20 protein-coding genes are annotated in these 17,263 nt (G+C 59.1%); 8 read left to right on the top strand and 12 right to left on the bottom strand.

Annotation, left to right across the window (positions count from 1 at the left end):
* Nucleotides 1–125: 125 nt before the first annotated feature.
* The 7 genes from N4G42_RS24595 to N4G42_RS24565 all read right to left on the bottom strand — a co-directional run bounded on the left by N4G42_RS24595 (nucleotide 126) and on the right by N4G42_RS24565 (nucleotide 2,697).
* Nucleotides 126–380 (bottom strand): hypothetical protein, encoded by a 255-nt coding sequence (locus N4G42_RS24595; RefSeq protein WP_146191298.1) that lies wholly within the window; start codon nucleotides 378–380, stop codon nucleotides 126–128.
* Nucleotides 381–439: 59 nt separating this feature from the next.
* A complete protein-coding gene (locus tag N4G42_RS24590) occupies nucleotides 440–703 on the bottom strand; it encodes a hypothetical protein (protein ID WP_260669035.1) in 264 nt (87 codons plus the stop codon).
* A 47-nt stretch (nucleotides 704–750) separates the two neighbouring features.
* On the bottom strand, nucleotides 751–1,023 hold the full coding sequence (locus N4G42_RS24585) for a hypothetical protein (protein WP_146191299.1): 273 nt from the start codon (nucleotides 1,021–1,023) through the stop codon (nucleotides 751–753).
* Nucleotides 1,024–1,200: 177 nt separating this feature from the next.
* On the bottom strand, nucleotides 1,201–1,458 hold the full coding sequence (locus tag N4G42_RS24580) for an antitoxin (RefSeq protein WP_137747162.1): 258 nt from the start codon (nucleotides 1,456–1,458) through the stop codon (nucleotides 1,201–1,203).
* Between the two features lie 244 nt (nucleotides 1,459–1,702).
* On the bottom strand, nucleotides 1,703–2,077 hold the full coding sequence (locus N4G42_RS24575) for a hypothetical protein (RefSeq protein WP_249368073.1): 375 nt from the start codon (nucleotides 2,075–2,077) through the stop codon (nucleotides 1,703–1,705).
* A 63-nt stretch (nucleotides 2,078–2,140) separates the two neighbouring features.
* On the bottom strand, nucleotides 2,141–2,362 hold the full coding sequence (locus N4G42_RS24570) for a hypothetical protein (RefSeq protein ID WP_137747163.1): 222 nt from the start codon (nucleotides 2,360–2,362) through the stop codon (nucleotides 2,141–2,143).
* Between the two features lie 26 nt (nucleotides 2,363–2,388).
* A complete protein-coding gene (locus N4G42_RS24565; RefSeq protein WP_056058069.1) occupies nucleotides 2,389–2,697 on the bottom strand; it encodes a hypothetical protein in 309 nt (102 codons plus the stop codon).
* Between the two features lie 89 nt (nucleotides 2,698–2,786).
* On the opposite strand from N4G42_RS24565, the gene N4G42_RS24560 reads away from it, so the two are divergent.
* The 4 genes from N4G42_RS24560 to N4G42_RS24545 all read left to right on the top strand — a co-directional run bounded on the left by N4G42_RS24560 (nucleotide 2,787) and on the right by N4G42_RS24545 (nucleotide 5,703).
* Entirely contained in the window at nucleotides 2,787–3,710 is a 924-nt protein-coding gene (locus N4G42_RS24560; protein WP_260669034.1) for a DUF72 domain-containing protein, read from the top strand.
* A 237-nt stretch (nucleotides 3,711–3,947) separates the two neighbouring features.
* Nucleotides 3,948–4,241, top strand: a complete 294-nt coding sequence (locus N4G42_RS24555) for a DUF4148 domain-containing protein (RefSeq protein ID WP_260669033.1) — start codon at nucleotides 3,948–3,950, stop codon at nucleotides 4,239–4,241.
* 321 nt (nucleotides 4,242–4,562) lie between these two features.
* Nucleotides 4,563–5,321 carry a DNA/RNA non-specific endonuclease gene (locus tag N4G42_RS24550; protein WP_409557861.1) on the top strand — a complete coding sequence of 253 codons (759 nt, stop codon included), beginning with the start codon at nucleotides 4,563–4,565 and terminating at the stop codon, nucleotides 5,319–5,321.
* A gap of 70 nt (nucleotides 5,322–5,391) precedes the next feature.
* The gene (locus N4G42_RS24545; RefSeq protein WP_066786901.1) at nucleotides 5,392–5,703 is read left to right on the top strand and encodes an HU family DNA-binding protein; all 312 of its coding nucleotides are present in this window, start codon (nucleotides 5,392–5,394) and stop codon (nucleotides 5,701–5,703) included.
* A 113-nt stretch (nucleotides 5,704–5,816) separates the two neighbouring features.
* Here the strand turns inward: N4G42_RS24545 and N4G42_RS24540 are convergent, their stop codons facing one another.
* Nucleotides 5,817–6,089 carry a hypothetical protein gene (locus N4G42_RS24540; RefSeq protein ID WP_260669032.1) on the bottom strand — a complete coding sequence of 91 codons (273 nt, stop codon included), beginning with the start codon at nucleotides 6,087–6,089 and terminating at the stop codon, nucleotides 5,817–5,819.
* Nucleotides 6,090–6,167: 78 nt separating this feature from the next.
* On the opposite strand from N4G42_RS24540, the gene N4G42_RS24535 reads away from it, so the two are divergent.
* Nucleotides 6,168–6,626, top strand: coding sequence for a helix-turn-helix transcriptional regulator (locus N4G42_RS24535; protein ID WP_137747166.1), 459 nt, complete (start codon nucleotides 6,168–6,170; stop codon nucleotides 6,624–6,626).
* A gap of 42 nt (nucleotides 6,627–6,668) precedes the next feature.
* Here the strand turns inward: N4G42_RS24535 and N4G42_RS24530 are convergent, their stop codons facing one another.
* The gene (locus N4G42_RS24530) at nucleotides 6,669–6,905 is read right to left on the bottom strand and encodes an MbcA/ParS/Xre antitoxin family protein (RefSeq protein ID WP_137747167.1); all 237 of its coding nucleotides are present in this window, start codon (nucleotides 6,903–6,905) and stop codon (nucleotides 6,669–6,671) included.
* 129 nt (nucleotides 6,906–7,034) lie between these two features.
* On the opposite strand from N4G42_RS24530, the gene N4G42_RS24525 reads away from it, so the two are divergent.
* Complete coding sequence (locus N4G42_RS24525; protein ID WP_137747168.1) at nucleotides 7,035–8,180, top strand: hypothetical protein; 1,146 nt, start codon at nucleotides 7,035–7,037, stop codon at nucleotides 8,178–8,180.
* Between the two features lie 314 nt (nucleotides 8,181–8,494).
* Here N4G42_RS24525 and N4G42_RS24520 read toward each other — a convergent pair whose 3' ends face one another.
* On the bottom strand, nucleotides 8,495–9,211 hold the full coding sequence (locus N4G42_RS24520; protein WP_137747169.1) for a DUF2971 domain-containing protein: 717 nt from the start codon (nucleotides 9,209–9,211) through the stop codon (nucleotides 8,495–8,497).
* A 372-nt stretch (nucleotides 9,212–9,583) separates the two neighbouring features.
* Here N4G42_RS24520 and N4G42_RS24515 point away from each other — a divergent pair, with 372 nt between their 5' ends.
* Together N4G42_RS24515 and N4G42_RS24510 are read left to right on the top strand one after the other, a co-directional pair.
* Nucleotides 9,584–13,510, top strand: a complete 3,927-nt coding sequence (locus N4G42_RS24515; protein ID WP_137747170.1) for a DUF4365 domain-containing protein — start codon at nucleotides 9,584–9,586, stop codon at nucleotides 13,508–13,510.
* Nucleotides 13,511–13,849: 339 nt separating this feature from the next.
* A complete protein-coding gene (locus N4G42_RS24510) occupies nucleotides 13,850–14,869 on the top strand; it encodes a hypothetical protein (RefSeq protein WP_137747171.1) in 1,020 nt (339 codons plus the stop codon).
* A 92-nt stretch (nucleotides 14,870–14,961) separates the two neighbouring features.
* Here N4G42_RS24510 and N4G42_RS24505 read toward each other — a convergent pair whose 3' ends face one another.
* Both N4G42_RS24505 and N4G42_RS24500 read right to left on the bottom strand, forming a co-directional pair.
* Nucleotides 14,962–15,726, bottom strand: coding sequence for a hypothetical protein (locus N4G42_RS24505; protein WP_260669031.1), 765 nt, complete (start codon nucleotides 15,724–15,726; stop codon nucleotides 14,962–14,964).
* The coding region (locus N4G42_RS24500; RefSeq protein ID WP_260669030.1) for a hypothetical protein at nucleotides 15,701–17,263 on the bottom strand (1,563 nt) is incomplete at its 5' end. The genes N4G42_RS24505 and N4G42_RS24500, both read right to left, overlap by 26 nt.

The following is a 17,263-nucleotide window of genomic DNA, read 5'->3' as shown; positions in this document are numbered from 1 at the left end:
CTAAGTGGCAGCAATCAGTCTTGACTTGACGATGGGCACGGAGACGTGAACGGCCGCTGATGGCCGATGTGCGTCATGGTAGCGGGGGCGGTGGTGGGCACTGAGCGGACTGAGACCTTGGGACCTTACCTCGACTGGTCTTTCAGTACTCGCAGCGCCAAGTAGGCTACGCAAGCGCCGAGGGCCGTCCAAAACAGGTGGTAGGCAACATGGCCGGCAGGCACACCAAGTGCTGCCTTCAAGACTTGCGCCAGACCGTTGCGGAGCGACGAGATGGTTGGCGACGGCGGTGCCAATGTGACGGCCGCCCATGCGCTGAGCAAACTCAAGCCGGCTCCCACAACGAAAAAGAACCAAGCAGCAATCTTCGCTTCGCGCACGTTGCCTCCTCCTCGAATGTCCACTTCTGGCCGCTTTCGGCAGTTTGGCTGCAGTCCGGTCAGTCGTTCTTAAGTTGTTCTCTCGCGTCCTGCCAGTCTTCCCAGCAGTGCTCTGGCCTGACATCTCGATAGCCCCGCTCTTGCTCCATAGCTAAAGCCGCGCTGTAGGGCATGCTCATGCACACAGACTTATCGCGGATGGCATGTACTTCCAATTCTGTTAGTGGCGAACCCTTTTCACTCTCCAGCCGATACAAAATCGCGACGAGGGCTGGTATGAAAACGAGGCAAACAGGGTCATCTTCGACCGTTTTCTCTTCCATGGAGTCTGGCGCTTTCCAATTGATTTAACGTCTGATTGTGGCCGGTGTCAGACTCTTGCAAGTTCAGCCTCAACGAATCGCTGAATCCTATTTATCAGACTGGCGAGTTCAGGTTGGTTTCCATACATGTCGAACTCCCGGGTGGCGATGAGACCCATAGAAAAAGGTCCTGGTCTGGGGCCTTGCTTGCCACTCGACGCAAATTCGCGACACCAGGCAAGTTGACGCTCAATGCTTTGTGCGGGCTCCAGGCCGGCTAACGCCATAGGGTAAATGTCGGCTAGTGCGCCGTCTATGAGTGCGAGCAGTTCGTTATTCATGTAAATGTTGAATGGCTGCTTCTGGCCAATAGTACGCGTTCGATGGCTAAGTCTGGAGGACGGCAATCGCTGCAAACCAGAAAGCTCCGCGCCCTTTACCTGAAGCGGTTCATGCGGACGCATGAACGACAAGGAGTCGTGAATCCGCGCACTACCTCGGGCTCAACAGGCTGGACGTCAAACCACACGTTCCTGAATCGGCAAGCGCTCGTGCAACGCCATGAAGTCAGCCGAGGTCTTCACCCCTGAAGCAAAGAAGCCAGACCAATCGGTTGGACGCGGGGTCAACACCAGCCTCTCGCCCTCGCGGCGGATAAACACCTCACGGACAGAATCGGCAAACCTGCAGCCGGGCGGCAACACTACCGTCTGGGAGCCATTGCTCCAGCCGACGCGGGCTATCAGCAAAGGGTTGGTGGTGTGCTTTTTCGGCATGTCATCCTCCAGGATAAAGACTCCTTCTGCGAACGACTTCTCCCTTAGGCAGATCTTCATCGGCGACTGCCTGAAGCACCGATATCTGCGCAGGAGACAACGGCCCATAGTCGGGTTCGTAGCCCTGGGCCACTCTCGTTGCGGACCTGCGTCGTTGATCATCAACCCGCGTGGGCCCGGGTGCAATGTGGCGACTATCCGACCATGGGTTGGTCATGACGATCCAATCAATAACCAGTCCGGGTCATTCGGCCGCCAAAGCGCCATCACCCACAGTCCACTGCAACTCATCCACTACCCTGCGCATGATCCACACACACTGCGCATCGGTGCACCATCGCTTGGCCAGCAGGCCCTTCAGCGCAGCCTTCACTGTTGCCTCCTGGTTGCCTTCGTAGGTGGCGAGTTTTCTCTGGCAGTACGCGACCATCTGCGAGACCAGATCGTCACACATCTGGAAGGCCGCCATGACCTCGCCTGGCGAAGTGCCAGGGGCATAGAACTTCCCACCTTCCTCGACAAGGTTCATCTTGGGCTGGGCACCCGCAATAGCAGAAGGTACTGCCGTCACCGGAAAGTCTTCAGGCACCCCGGGATAGTTGGCACGGTCTATCGACATATCGACTCCTTGCTGGCTCATGCACCATACAACCGGTAGCTGGTGCGGTGCAATCGAATTGCTTTAAAACGGCGCAGGCGACTCCACCAGGTCCACAGGCCCCTGTCCCGAGTACAGCACCTCCCCCGAGTGCTTCACCATCACCCGCCAGATCTCACCCTCCTGCGTGACCGCATACGCTTCAGCCTCCAGCGGCAGCACTGTCTCCGTCGGGAACGCACCACCGGCTCTGCCAGGTGGCGTGCACATCAAGGTCGGGTAACTCCAGGGCGCGTTGATCGGCATGGCATGTCCTCAGTGGACCTTCACCCTCACACCAGCCGAACTTCAAAGTACGCCCCATCCCCTTCTCCCAGATCCCGGAACCCCGCCTGCTTGGCCGCCGCACTGGCCTTGCCCCAGGCCTTGAGCAAGGTGAGATCGCCAGGCGACACCACCTCGGGTGGCGACTCTTCCAGGCTGTGCATGGTGTCCAGCGCGGCGGCCACCTGTTCGGGGCCGCCAAGCTGCTTTTCCAGAGCCTGGGCATACCGGGTTTCTGCGGCAATCCGCTCCTTGGCAGGGATCTCTTCGGGGTAGTCGCGCAGGGTGACGACATAGGTGGATTCGATGACTTGCATGGCGCTGCTTCTCCTGTGGTTGAATACTGGATAAATATACAGCTTTTGCCACAAAAGCGCATGTAGGATGAACCCAAGGAGGCCTCCCCATGGAGCACTCTTTCGCCCCCCACAGTCCTGGCTTCAATCCCTTGGTCGGGACCGCCTCCTGGTCGGACAAGACATTGCTCGACTGCGGCAAGTTCTATCCGCCCACGGCCAAGACTCCCGAAGCCCGGCTGCGCTTTTACGCCTCGCAGTTCAACCTGGTGGAGGTGGACACCAGCTACTACGCCATCCCTGCGGTCACCACCGCCCAGCACTGGGCAGAACGCACACCACCTGGGTTTGTGTTCAACGCGAAGGCCTTCAGCCTGTTCACCGGGCAATGGACCAGTACCGATGTCTTGCCCAAGGACATCAAGGACGCTCTGGGGCCTGGGCGGCGCCTGGTCTACAAGGACATGGCGGCGGAGTTTCGGGAGGAACTGTGGAAGCGCTTTGTGGCCTGCCTGGTGCCCTTGCAAGTCAATAACAAGTTGGGACTGGTGCACTTCCAGTTCTCGCCGAAGGTGGTGCGCCACCCCGTTGCCATGGCCCACATCGAGCACTGCTTGGAACATCTGCCGGGTCATACCCTGAGCATTGAATTCCGGCATCCGAGTTGGTGGGAGAACGATGCGGTGACGGCAGACACCTTGGGCCTGCTCAGGAGCCTGGGCCTGGTCCACACCATCGTGGATGGGCCGCAAGGATCGCCGCACAGTGTTCCGGCGATCTGGGAGACCACCCACCCCGACCATGCACTGCTCAGACTGCATGGGCGCAATGAAGTGGCGTACGGGATGCCTGCCAAGTCAGCGGCCGAGCGGTTTGACTATGCATACACCTCCTCTGAACTGCAGGCACTCGCTCATCGGTACAGCCCGATTGCGCGGTCGGTGCGGTATCCGCATGCGGTGTTCAACAACTGCATGGAGGACAAGAGCCAGCTCAATGCGCGGGAGTTTTTGGAGGCCTTGCAGGCGAGTTGAAGGCCAGATGAATGAGAAGCGAAGACGCGGAGGTACGGCGTTAAAAGGTTCCGAAAGATTGTTTTCAATACTGGAACAGTTAGTTTGCGACTGGATGGTTTTTCCATGAACACCATCGGCGTACAGTTCATCCCATCGATGAGCCGAACCCGCAAGGCGACTCACCGAACCCGGTTCAGGAATGGTTTTTGACCCGGCTTATTTGAGACGCTTTTTTAGCTTTTAAGGATTTTCATCATGAACAAGACCGCCCGTTTCCTCTCTGTCGCCGCTGTTGCCGCTTTCGCCGCTTTTGGCGCCCATGCCGATGAAGCCGATGGCTCGCAATTTGCCCTGAAGTTCGACACGAACCGCACCCGCGCTGAAGTGCAAGCCGAAGCTGTAGTGGAAGCCAAGACCCACAACATGGAACCCGCAGGCTCGCGTGTGGTGACCTACAAGTCCAACGCGGACCGCGCTGCAGTGCGTGCCCAGGCTGCCGAAGCCGTGCGCACCGGCCAGATCCCCCACGGCGAATTCAGCGCCATGTAATTGGTAGACCAACTGCTTGAGTTGGATTGAAGCAGTTGCGGGACTTCCCATGGTGGTGGCACTTTGCATTTGCGGGTGTTGCTGCCATGGGGAGTGTTAACTGAGCCGCAGGGGCGGGCAGGCAGAAGGGGCTCCCTTTGGGAGCCCTTTTTGTTTGTGGACCCCATCTCTGCAAGCAGCTGTAAAACCCTGCGGGATCCGAGCCTTCGGGCCAGAAGCGAGAGGTGAACGGTGCTCCAATCGGGCTTCGTTTTGTTCGACCCGAATGCTCCTTCTGTGAATCGTTTGTCCTCTTGGCCAGGCCGTGTGCGCCTGGCAGCTCTGCTGGCCCTGACTCTTGCCGGCGCTGCTCTCCCCCATCCTTCCTGGGCGCGTTCCCCGCAGTTCGACAGTGCGGCGCTGCTCACGCCCGAGCCCACGTCCTTTGCGCAGTGCCCGCAGTTCTTTGCGAACGGCACTCCTCCGGCCATCACGCCCCGGCCACAGCTGCGCGAGCTTTGCTATGAAGCGTTTGCGGTGTTGCACTCCGGAACCACCAAGACACCGGTGTTTGTGGCCCAGCGCCTGAACCGCAGGCTCATCGAGGATGCTGACGAGAAACGGGCGAAGCGGTTCTTTGCAGATGCGCGCTTGCCCAGTGGCGAGCGGGCGGAGCTGGAGGACTACAAGAACTCCGGATACAGCCGTGGGCACATGGCACCTGCGGGAGATATGCCAACACCTACGGCCATGGCCCAGAGCTTCAGTCTGGCGAACATGGCTCCCCAGAATGCCCAGCACAACGGTGGCGCCTGGAACAAGATCGAGCAGGACACGCGGCACTATGCGAAGCGGGCCAAGGGGGATGTGTTTGTGATCACTGGGCCGGTGTTCACGGATGCGGGGCCACGCATTGGAGCCAATGGGGTGAAGGTGCCGACCTATCTGTACAAACTGGTCTATGACGCCACGACCAACAAGGCCTGGGCGCATTGGCAAGCGAATCAGGAGGGCGAGACTGTGGGTCGGCCGATCAGCTATCAGGAGCTGGTGAAGCGCACGGGCGTGGAGTTTTTGCCAAGAAGTGCACTGCAGCATTGAATCGCAGCAAGGACCGTGTCAGCGACGGGGTTATAAATCGATCCTTTCTAACCTCTACACGTGAGCATCCATGAACCGCGCAGAACTCGTTGAAATCCTGGCGTCCAAGAATGACCTGTCCAAGGCCGCAGCCAATGCGGTGCTGGAAACTCTGATCGACACCATCCAGACGGCCGTCAAGAAGGGCGATGCCGTGCAGCTGGTGGGCTTCGGCACATTCAAATCGGCCAAGCGTGCGGCACGCACGGGCAAGAACCCATCGACAGGTGCTGCTCTGAAGATCCCTGCAAGCACGGTGCCTAAGTTTGTGGCGGGTGCGAAGTTCAAGGCCGTGGTGGATCCCAAGGCTGCCAAGCGCAAGGCAGACAAGGCTGGGAAGTAAGTACAGCGCTTTCCGTCCAATCAAAAAAACCGCCATGGGCTCAGGCCTTTGGCGGTTTTTTTTGTGCTTCCTAGCCGGGAAATAGACCGATCTGCCCCGTTTGATCCAAACAGCTACCGAACGACCTTCCAACCCATCTCACGGCTGAGTTGCACCGCAGCAGCTTTGGTGGGTACTGCGTCCATCCAGAAGGAAGGATCGTCCAGTACACGGATCACCCATTGCGGTTCACCTGTCTCAGTGGTGTGATCGATGATCACCTCCAGCCTGTCTTCCAGGGCATAGCGGATAGCCGTGGCATAGCTGACAGGCGCTTCCTTCTTGAACTCCTTCGCCCACGGCGTTTGTTCGAGGGTTTCCTGAGTCCAGGTGGGTTTGGTGGTCATGGTGCGGAATCTTACGAGGTGGGGGTGTCGATTTGGTGTTCTAGGTGGTAGACCGGGGCATCTCGTACCATCAGGGCCATGAATACATTTTCGAATGCGTTTCGCGCTGAAGTTGTTCGCATGGCGCGCAACGAGCTAAAGCCTGAACTCCAGGGTATGCGCAAGGCGATCACCGGCCACCGCTCTGAGATCGCGGCACTGAAGCGGGAAGTGAAGAGCCTCACTTCGCAGTTGAAGTCGGCTCAACGCCAGACCAAGGTTGGGGGCGGGGCTGCATCCGATCAACCCAAAGTTTCGAAACGGGCCGCGCGCGAGGAATTCGTGTTCGCGCCGGAGATGCTGGCGCAGATGCGCAATGCACTGGGAGCCACCCAGCTTCAAATGGCGGCCCTGTTGGCCGTCTCTCCTCTCACGTACTCGCGGTGGGAGAAGGGGCAGGCTTACCCCCGAACCAAACAGCTGGCGAAGATTGCGGAATTGGTGAACATGGGACCAGCCAAAGCCGAGAAGAAGATGCGCCAGGCTGCGAAGGCCTGAGGCCCAACTGCGCGGCATGCGCTGTGGACCGCCACGAAGGAACTAGGCGAAGCTGCCTTTCTGGATTTGCAGAAGCGTTGCTTGGACCAACGCCAGCCCTTCGGGTTCTTGCAGGACATCCCACGGACGGCGGTTTCCGAAGGCGGGAAGTGGCGCCGCCAGCCACTCCTGCAGCCAAGCCTCGGCGCTGAATCCCTCGGAGTTGCCCGATTCCATGACGATCTGCTGGACCAGGTCCGTCAGAACTTGTGGGGGATGTACGTCGTTGGAGTGGGCCATGCTGCATTCTGGTCTCGTGCCCCGGCACTCGCAACCCGGAGGCTGGGCCTCAGTGTGAAGACTTCGCCCCGCGTGTTTTCCTACCACGCGCGTGTTAGATAACATGGCCGTGTTATTAGCCTAGCCGCCATGCCCTCCCCCAAGACATCCGAACGAACCGCGCAAGCGCTGCAGCGTGTGGCCGCGATGTTCGAAGCCAAGGGTTGGAAGGTCCTGGCCAGTGAGCCCGGCAGCACGGGGCCAGACCTCGTCGTTCGGCGGCGGGGTAAGCGCTACGGGGTGGTACTCAAAGCCACATCCGAGGGGCGAGCAGACAGGGTGATTCCGCTGCTGTCCCAAGCCGTTCTTGAAGCTCGGGCTTATGCCCTTCAGTCGCGTGGATCCATGCCCCTGGCCGTGGTGCATGTGGACCATGCGCCGAGAGCGCTCATTGCCAATGTGATGGCTTTTGCGCAGGAGTTCGCGGCGGAGGTGGCCGTGGGCTTCGTCTCTGCAGAGGGAGCGAGTGAGTTTCTGGGGGACGGATTGGCAGATCTCAACGTCTCTGCACCCTTCAGGCCGCGACAGGTCAGGGGCACGCTGATCCCCGCAGACAACCTGTTTTCTGATCTGAACCAGTGGATGCTGAAGGTCTTGTTGGCGCCGGAGTTGCCAGAAGGGATGCTGAACGCTCCCCGGGGCCAGTACCGCAATGGGGTGGAGCTCGCGCGAGCGGCGCAGGTTTCTGCGATGACCGCCTCCAGGTTCTTGCAGCAGCTGCGGCGCGAGAGATTCCTGCGGGAGTCTCAAGAATTTCTCACGCTGGTGCAGAGAGAGGAGCTGTTCGAGCGCTGGAGTTCAGTGGCGCCGTACGGCACAGCAGATGTGCCTGCCCGGTTCTTGGCCAACATACAAATTGAAGATCGTGTTCAAGAGCTCTTGAACAAAGTCGAAGGCGATGCTTGCCTGGGGCTGTTTGCGGCAGCGGATGGGCTCCGCATGGGACATGTGAGCGGCGTGCCCAGGTACATCTGCGTTCGCCGCATGCCTCGGTTTAATCGGGCGTCCCCGGGAAGCAATCCATGGAATGCACTCCTGCCGTTTCCGAAGGAGGCGCCGCACGTGTTGCTGCGGGTGGCGAGGTTTCCGGAATCGACGTTTCGTGGGGCAGTGCGGCGGGATGGGGTGATGGTGGCCGATGTGATCCAGGTCTGGCTGGATGTGTTGAATCACCCGACGCGGGGGCGGGAGCAGGCGGAGCACATTTTTAGGAAGGTGCTGCTGCCTTTGGTTTGAGGCGACTGTATTGCTCATCGCGAATCGCAGGATGGACCCAAAGATCGCATTGCAGCGGCTGCTGCCGTTCGCGGCGGCGCCGTCAGATCACGCTGCCTGACAGACTGCGGTCATCTGGATGCCCACACCTCGGCCGACCGAACAGCAGGTATCAAGTAGACAGCTGTCGTAAGCGCCGTCCGGGATCACTCTTCGTCGTGGAAATCAGCTGACAGCGGGTGCGAATAGGTGCTGCCGACCCATTGCAGTCTTTCCTAGACTGAACTTGAATGTCAGCAGTCTGTCTTTGTGCCGACAACGAAGCTTAGGTCGATTCACTTCTTTTTTCGCCTCTTGCCATACCCAAAACCCGCGACCTGATGAAGCGGACTGATGGTTAAGACGTTTTGTCTTTTCTGTTGGACCATTCTGAACGTTCCAAAGGCGGCACGCGCCTTGATCAGCGTTATGGTCTCGGTGTTTCCGAATACCTGTTTGCGGATGTCCTCAAGACTCCGCTCGCAACGTGCTCCAGCAATGATTTCTCGCAGCTCAAAGTCAGGGGAAAAATCAACGTAGTAGAGGCCAGTTTCTTCATCCCTGTTGGTTAGCTTCTCGATGTACCGCCATTCGCGCTCGTATTCCCAGTCCTTGAACTTCGTAGTCACGACCTGCTTGATCACATCTTCATCGACGGCGGCTTCCAGTGGCGACATTTCCAGTAACACCTGAAGCCGATGGGGTTCGTAGCTCACTTTTATAGGCCGCTGATTTGGAACTTCGATCCCGAGACATACCCCTGTGTGATTCTTCGCGTAGTGACCCCACATAAGAGGGCTCATCCAGTTGTCGCTGAAACTCACAAAGCCGAGCGTATTGACCCAGTGCTTGTAAAGACCGGCAAAGTGGTGTCTGCTCTCCCGATCGCTTTGCTGCACGCCAAGCAACTCAAACGGGTCATTGACTGTGTCGAACGTCGACAGGCGAATGCGTAGCTCTGGAAGGATGTGCTGCTCGAGCGTTTCCAACGATGTCATGTAGTAGAGGCGCATTTATAGAATGTACCGCCTCCAGTGACAGTGAATAGACCAGCGTTCCGCAGACTTCCTCCTGCTACATAGCTGACAGCCAGAATCGGACGACGTGGGGCAGCAGATGGCCGAAAGCAGCGTCTGCAGCCGACCCAGAGCAGTCTTAGAGTGAGTATCAGCAGGCAGGCCGAAAGCGACCGTTGGTGAAATTCGTTGCTTCCATCTGCCGGAGCCGGTTTGCGTCTACAGAGCGGCGGAGGCCGTAGCGTCTGCTGCCTCGGCAAGACGTCGACCTTCGTCATCTCGACGCTAAGTCTTCGGCTCCAGTAGAGTGGGATACTCTCCCCGGAAGCCTGGGTCAGAGCGGCCAACAAACGACGGAAGGAGGCTCCTGTGGCGAACGAAGGACTGCCGAAGACCAGCGACGCGCAAGACATCGGCGCCAATGCTGTCAAGTGCATGAACGTGAACCTGCCGACAAACTGGCGGCCACCTCAGAGCATGGAAGGCACCGACGATTTCGGCTTCGATTTACAAGTCCAGTTCGTCGAGGACCACCAGGCCAAGGAAGTCTTCCGTGTTCAGCTCAAAGGGACGACCGACCCGAAGAAGAACGCCACGGGCGAATACATTTCCATCGAGCTTTCGGCGTCGACTCTGCGTTACTACGCCGGAGTCGCTGAGCCGATCCTGCTGGTGTTGTGCGACCTAAGCGTCGACCCGAACCCTAAGAAATGCCCCGCCTACTACGTATGGCTGCGCGAAGAACTCCTGCGAGTCGGAATCAAGACGATCCCGCTTGATCAGAAGGGAGTGACCTTGAGAGTGCCCACGAGCAACAAGCTCGAGGACGATACGAATCTCCGCGAGGACGTGCGCAGAGCCAATGCTCTCGCGGAGGTGGGTCATGCCCTCGACGTGGGCATTTCGAAGATCAGTCCAGACCTTGATGACGGCAAGCGTCTCGCTCTGGCGCAGGGAGTCGGCGGCGCCGTCGAAGGCCGCAGCCTCACCTTCGTTGAAGCGCTTGCCGCTCCACCGAAGGGATTCTGGATCGAGCCCACGCGCGGCACGCTGGATTGGCATCTGTGGTCAACTCGAAAGCGGCTCGATTCCGGCCAGCTCGAAAAGGCGCGCGCAGAACTCCAATCCGCTTCTTTAATGCTAGCGGGCGCGGCGGAGCTTGCAGTGGCCGAATACTGGTTTCTGCGAGGCAGGCTCGCCACCGCCGACGATGACTCTGAAGCGGCGAGCAAGGCCTTCAAGACGGCGGTGGAAATTAACAGCGAGCCTCGCTTCTGGTCGGCTTGGGCCGAAAGCGAGCTGCGTCGGCGCTATCACCCGGATATTGATGACGACTATTCCGACGTCGCCGACCAGCTCCCGGGCACCGAACCGGAAGTGTTGTCCGCGAAGGCGAGGCTGCTCGCCGCCAGCCAGAAATACGATGAGGCGGTTGCCATCGTCGACTCTTTTTGTGGGCCGGAGAGCCTCGCCGCTCGCGCGGTCATCGAGACGATGTTCTCGAAAGTGGAGAACGCTCTGGCTGCGTGCGAGTCTGGTCTGGCGAGAGCCGACACTCCAGATTCCACGCGACACCTTTTCCAGATCTTGAAGGCGCGAGCTCGCTTCAATCTTGCTTTGAAGCGATCGTCCGTGGTTGACGGGGAAGTTATGGCCCCGTCCGGGCCCAAAGGTGCCGATTCTGAGTTGCTGCACCAGGCGTGGGTCGAGATCCAAGCGGCGGTCGAGATCATGGAGGAGGCGAATTGGGCCAGCAACGCGGATTTCGTGGTGGACATCTGGGTCGCCACCGCCGCGATGCTCGGCAAACAGCGGGAGATCCTTCCCGCCTTAACCGCCGCGGCGAACACGAGGCCGCGGGCCGAGTCCATCCAGAGCGCCTGCGTCACACTCGCCGCGCAATGCGGTGAGTTCGACACGGCGCTGGCGGCCAACGCGAGGCTTCCGGACGACAGCACCAAATTCCTGCGTGAGATCGCGTTTCTCCACGAGAAGCGTTCGCATCCGGAGTGCGTGGCCGCGATGGAGCGGCACGAGAAGAGTCTCGATCCCAGGCACCAACTGTTCTCGGGCGCGGTGGCGTGCGCGATCATGTCAGCCGCCATCTTGATCCGCACTGAGCTTGTCGCGCGTTGGTCGGCCTTGCTTGATCAAACTGGCTTCGAAGCCGAGAGGGCCGCCCTAGCGTATCAGCTTGCCGAGCTGAGCAAGCCGTTCGATCGCGCGGCGGCGCTCGAAGCGCTCGAAGTGAAAGATCAGGAGCTCGAACACCCTCTGCCGACCTCGATGACGCTGCTCGAAACCTACGAGCCGCAAGAGTCGGCCGACGAGGCACAGCGACTACTCGACGTTGCTCGCCGGCTCCTTGAAAAGCACAGGCTATCGTCAGCACTCGCGATGCGCATGGCCTCTTCGATGATGGCTCTGAACGACTGGAAGGGGCTCGCGGCGCTGGCCGATGAGGCCGAGCGCGAGTTTGGATCGAACCCGCGCGTCGACGCATTGAAAGCTTTTGCCCTCGATCGGTTGGGTGAGTCAGAAACCGCGCGCGGGATCCTTGAGCGCCTCCTGAGTAAAGGGACAGCGGACACCTTCGCGCTCAACACCTACGTCAACATCGTTGTTCGTTGGGGGCAGAACGACAAGGGAATCGCCGCAGCGGAGAGGCTTCTGGCTCGGTCAACCGATCGGCGCCAGCAGCTCGAATGCGTCCAACTCCTTTTCAAGCTGATCCAGAAGGCAGATCCCGCGAGTTCGCGACTGGTGGATCTCGCGCTGCGCATGGGCCAGCTCACGGATCAACAGGACGAGATTGAAGAGGGCGTGTTCCTGTCAATGATGATGCTGGCCACGGCGCCCGGGACCGCCAAGCTTTCGAACGAACAGGCCGAGAGCATCCGTCGCAGGATGGAAGCCTTCTTTACGGCTTTTCCAGACTCTCGGGTGCTACGGCGCTTCGAAATGCCGCAGGCCGCGGAGGGCGCGGAGCTCCTGGCCGGGTTGAAGAGGGCCGCAGGGATAACCGAAGAGCGCGAGCGCTTCATATGGCGAGCCGAGCGCCTCCTTCAGGATGGCTTACTGCCGCTTCCCTACTCATGGCGCCCGAGGCACTTCCTGTCGGACGTTCATGACTTGATCCACCTTTGGGAGGTGGCGAAGAAGTCGGGAGTCGATGACCGCAAGCACCACCTCTCGATGGCGGGAGGCGATTGGGCTGCCAAGCCGCTCGACGAGCTGCGGAAGCGCACGCCTCTTCTAGATCTCATCACGCTTCTTGTTCTTCACGATTTAGGCCTGCTCGAAAAGAGCTTCGAATTTTTCGGCAAGGTGGCTGTCGCGCAAAGCACGATCGAACTGCTCGAGGCACTCACGCAGCCTCTGGGCGGCAGCCTCTTCCCGCAAGTAGCCGCATCGCTTCAATCCGCCCTGCGCACGCGGCGCCAATCGCTGCTGCAGCCTAGAACGAACTTTCAGGTCACGAGTCCCCCGTTTTCGCGGGAGTCGCACGAAACCAAGGCGCTGTTAGCTGATCCCTCGTACCAGCTTTACTCGGATGACGCGAATTTCCGAACGTGGTGCCTAGAAGGGCGGGAGCCCGGCATTTGCACTCTTGACCTCCTCCACGGCATGACGGCTGCGGGGCTTGTGACACAAGTGGAAGCCGCGCGGGCGGTTGCCCAGCTATGCAGGTGGCGGGTCGGCTTGCAAATCACCCTTACCCACCAACTTGCCCTGCTGCCACAGAAGCTCGCTTCGGCTTCCGACGTCGAGGAAGGCATTGGCATGCTGCACGCGTCGCAAGACTTCATGGCGATCGCCAACGCAATCTGGGACATACGGCTCGATCTGAGTCGAACCATGCGTCACATCAGCGAGATCACTCGCGAGCTGCTCGCAGAGGTGAAGGTGCAGGAGGTCGTGATCGGCTCGTTCGTCGGTGTTTGGTATTTGAAGGCGAAGCTGCGCCAGGACGCTCCTCACCCAGCACGAAATATGCTGGCGAAGCTTCTCTTGCTTACGGCCAGCATCCGACCGATGCAGGTGCTCGAAGCAATGCGGCTTTGGAGGGTCTTCATCGACTTGGTTGCGTTCGAGTTGGGCGATTCGTTTTGTGAGACCAGCATCGAAGCGATGGTGAGGCAAGTGGCTCAAGAGGTAGCTGATGCGGACGCGCTGATAAACCATCAGGGCGCATCGGGAAGTCCGATCCACGATCGGCTGAGAATTGGTCTTGCCCTGAGTCCAGCTTCGCAGGAATTTGACCGCGCCTATGCCGCCCGCCGAAACCAGCAATGACAGTTTCGTTCGGCATTTAGTTTTCGGCCGCGTCGCGTGAGGGTTTGCGGTCGTCGGTAGGGCTAAATTGCTTACCTTCAAGCAGCCGTTCGCTGCCGTCTGTTTATGGCCGGCTGTGTGCATCGGGGGGGCGGGCCGAGAAAGCGACCGTTCGGAAAGGCCTCCCTTTTTTGTCAGGGTCAGCTTCCGGCAGTACGCAGGTAAACCTGGCCCCGGCCAGAGGCGGAAAGTGGCGAGCGTCGGCTTTATGGCCGCCTTATTGCGCGCTTGACAACCTTCACAGCCTCTGGTTGTCAGGAGCGGCGATAAGATGATGTGCACTGCCAAGAGGGAATGACCATGACCAAGCCGCTCGACGAGCTGTTCACTGATTCGCTGGCGTGCGACGATAACCACGTTGCTCACCATCCGCTGCTTATGTTGCGCAAGGCCAGTCTGGTTGAGGTCATGCGCTTCACTGAGCAGAAATCTGACGCCAACTACGCCCTTTCGCTGCTTCGGGAGATGTTCTCTATAGACTCCTGGTGGGGCGACGCGAAGAGGCTGGAGAAATTCTTCCAGCTCGCAGGTGAACTTCAGTTCTGGATGCTGGCCGAAGCCAATGGGGTCCCGATTGCTCGGGTGCCAGAGGCCAGGACGAAAATGCCCGACTTTAGGTTGAACAGTACAGCCGCATGGGCACCTCGTTTCGAGGTGAAGACGCTGTCGGTCGCCCATGGGTTTCGAAACATTGACGCCATGATGGAAGGCGCAGTCGAAAGCCAGATTGACCTTGACGCGCAGCAAGCGCGCGGAGTGACGTTTGCGACGAACGAACAGGAACTGTCTACGCACGGCCATACTGAGTCTGACCGGAGCATCACCGCGATGTGCGAGAACCTCATCGATAAGACGCAGAACAACATCAAGGGGGGTCAATACAGCGCGGCGACGACGTTTCTTGTACTGAACCTGATGCTCATTGACAGTGCTCGGACTGGCAACTCGATGCTGCGCCCCGTGACGCCAGGTTGGCCGAACGCTTGGTCTGTGAACACCGGCGTCCTTTGGTCGGTCGGCTTTGGCCATGTCGATCAGCTCGTCCACGGTGAACCCGAGTTTGAAGGCAAGCCAGCCATCGAAGGAAGACTGGGTCGCCAGGGCATCCTGGAGAACCCCGACTACCAGGATGTGAAGGGCATCCTGTTCGTCATGCACTCTCGCATCGGGGCCGCGATCTATGGTCTTTGGCGCAGTAAAGATCACACGCACTGGTGGGACCACGAGCAGGATTTGGCTGATGTGCTGGTGAAGCTAACGCAGAACAACTACAACGATGAGCTGGACACCTACGGATTCAACCTTTCCACGGCGCCCTGAGCGGGCAAGTAAACCGGCGCGCGAGCCTCACGGCTGCTTTGCTGCGGTTGCAGTCACTCACGCCCGCAAAGTGAGAGCCAGCTTCAAGCCCGTCACCGGGCACTCACGGGTCGTTCGGAGACAGTGGTCACAGAACCTGATTTGGCTGTCTGATCGGATGATCCCGCATCGATCTCCCGGATGCGATCGATCAGTAGGCCCCGGATGTCGGCCAGCGCCTTGGCAAGCCCATCAATGCTCTCAACTCGGCGTTGAAGCATCTCCTTCAGAACCGACTGCTCGTCCCGTGGAACGATGTCCTTTAAGGCACCTGCGCTCTGAATGACAATCCGCACGAGCTTTATGTCCGTGTCCAAGGTACCTTCGACCTTCTGAGCTAGCTCGACCCAATCAGCCGATTCGTCCTTCGTCTCGGCAGCCGCTCTAGAGATGCAATATCCAATGAGCGTGCGCGCCCCGCGATCAAGGGATCGCGCAAGGTCCAGCCAATGCCTCGCGGGTTCTTCTAGCAAGTCCACTTTATCGACGCGAGCGCCGAGTTCTCGAAAGTAGAAGTAGGACGCACTTTCGGGGTCAAGCGCCTCAAGCGTGTTCAGAAGAGGATCCAACTTTTTGAAGGGGCGGGAACCGTGTCTGAAGCTGTTTCGATGGGCCCATAGCTCCAAGATGGCGCGCCGACACTCGGCCTCAAGCTCTAGCCGATCGCCAGCGCCTTGTGCCTCCAGTCGCTGCATGAGTTCAGCGATGTGGTGCGCCATCCAATGAGACAGCGTGTCCCTGTTCTCGTCCCCGTCAAGCTCGGTTACGAGTCGCTTCCCCAGTTTGACCACGTCAGACAGTTGAGTAGTAGCTTCCATCGGGCATTAGCAAGAAGATTCCCGCGTAAGGGAAGGTATAACCAAGCGAGTCATCGGACTCGCTGCCGTAACGCGATCGCGCCAGATTTCGTTCCACTCGTACATCGAAGATGAGTTGCATGGAGGTCTCTGCGCAAAGCCGACGCAAGAGCGTGGGCGAAGCGGACAGGACCCTTCCGCCATCCCGCCTGCCTTCATAGTAGTCGTCCTGATTAGGGTCCTCCCATGTTCCCCACACCGAGCAGCTGATCGTTTCTTCCGCGTGACCGGATACTGGCTGACGCCAGTTTCTAAGTTCCGCGTCTGCTTCCAATCCCAACATCTGAACCAAGTCAGCAGTCGGTGCATACGGGGGGAACTCAATGGAGCCAGCCCAAGGATCGTACTGATCGAGCCCCTTCTCGATGTGAGGATCAACGATCCAACCGCGTAGTCGGAAAGGACTGTGATCAATTTCGGAATCATCTCCTGCTCTTGGCAAGTGATGCTCGAACGGACTCCGCGCGCATTGAAGTGCATGAACAAGAGCAGTGGCCCGTTCAGGTGCTACTAGGGCACTTGAAACTCGCACTTCCTCAATCCGGCGACCACAGCGTACGGCCCAGGTCCCACACACAATTGTTTGCCCATTTGGAAGGTGCAGATGCTTCTTGAAGTGGTCACGCTGAACAGAGGTGGGCCACTCCTCTTCGGATGGCATGACCAAGTCGACCCACGGCAACTGCGGTGCAGGGTCCCGCCTGTCGGCAAGCCAAGACCCATCGGGCTTAGTGAGCGCGTGACCTTTCAGCCAAGTCGTGAAGCCGTCCTCGGTGTTCTCGGGGTCGGTGTGGGCTGGCGTCGTACGAAGCAATTTGCCAGCGACGATCATGATCGCGTGATACGAAAGATAGTTGGTCAGGTTGCTGCAACGCTCGTCATCACCGTACGAGTAGCTGTTCCTGCGTTCGAAGTGTTTCCGCTTCCCGCGCTCATCCCGGTCCCAATGCCCGTTCTCCTCTAGCTGCCAGTCATCCCAGACAACGTCTCCAATCATTCGTTCGACTGTGGTTCCCGAAACTGCGAACTGTCGACCCAGATTGTCCGGCCAATGCTTCTTGAAGTCATAGCCGACAAGGAACCTGGGGTCCTCTTTCGAAGGCTTGGTGCTATGAGTATCACTATCCCTAGTCGATCGCTCATACTGTTTGGAGATGATCTGAGCGAACGGCGACCTGTTCACGGCATGAAGCTGCTCAAGCTCGCTATTGCTGATGACGCCTGACGCCGCGCGCGCGACATTGATGAGGCAGTCGGCGGCGAAGTGCCGCAGGAGGACGTGCATTTCGCGGCCGAGCGCGATTTCTCGTAGCACCGGGACATGACGCCCGACAACTGCCGGCGCTTCCTGGGCTGCTCGTGCCAATGCGATCAGTAGCCACTGCTTCGCGTGTAGCGAGTAGAAGAAAAGGGACTGGTCGGCGAATGGGCCAGAAACGGGATTTCCCAACCGCCCCGCAAGTGCATCAAGTGTTTGAATCTGACCGAAGCCGCTTAG

The organism is Acidovorax sp. K2F (assembly GCF_025246485.1).
GTDB lineage: Bacteria > Pseudomonadota > Gammaproteobacteria > Burkholderiales > Burkholderiaceae_C > Acidovorax > Acidovorax delafieldii.
The sequence above is the reverse complement of the archived record's forward strand: the minus strand, read 5'-3'. Positions and strand labels throughout refer to the sequence as shown.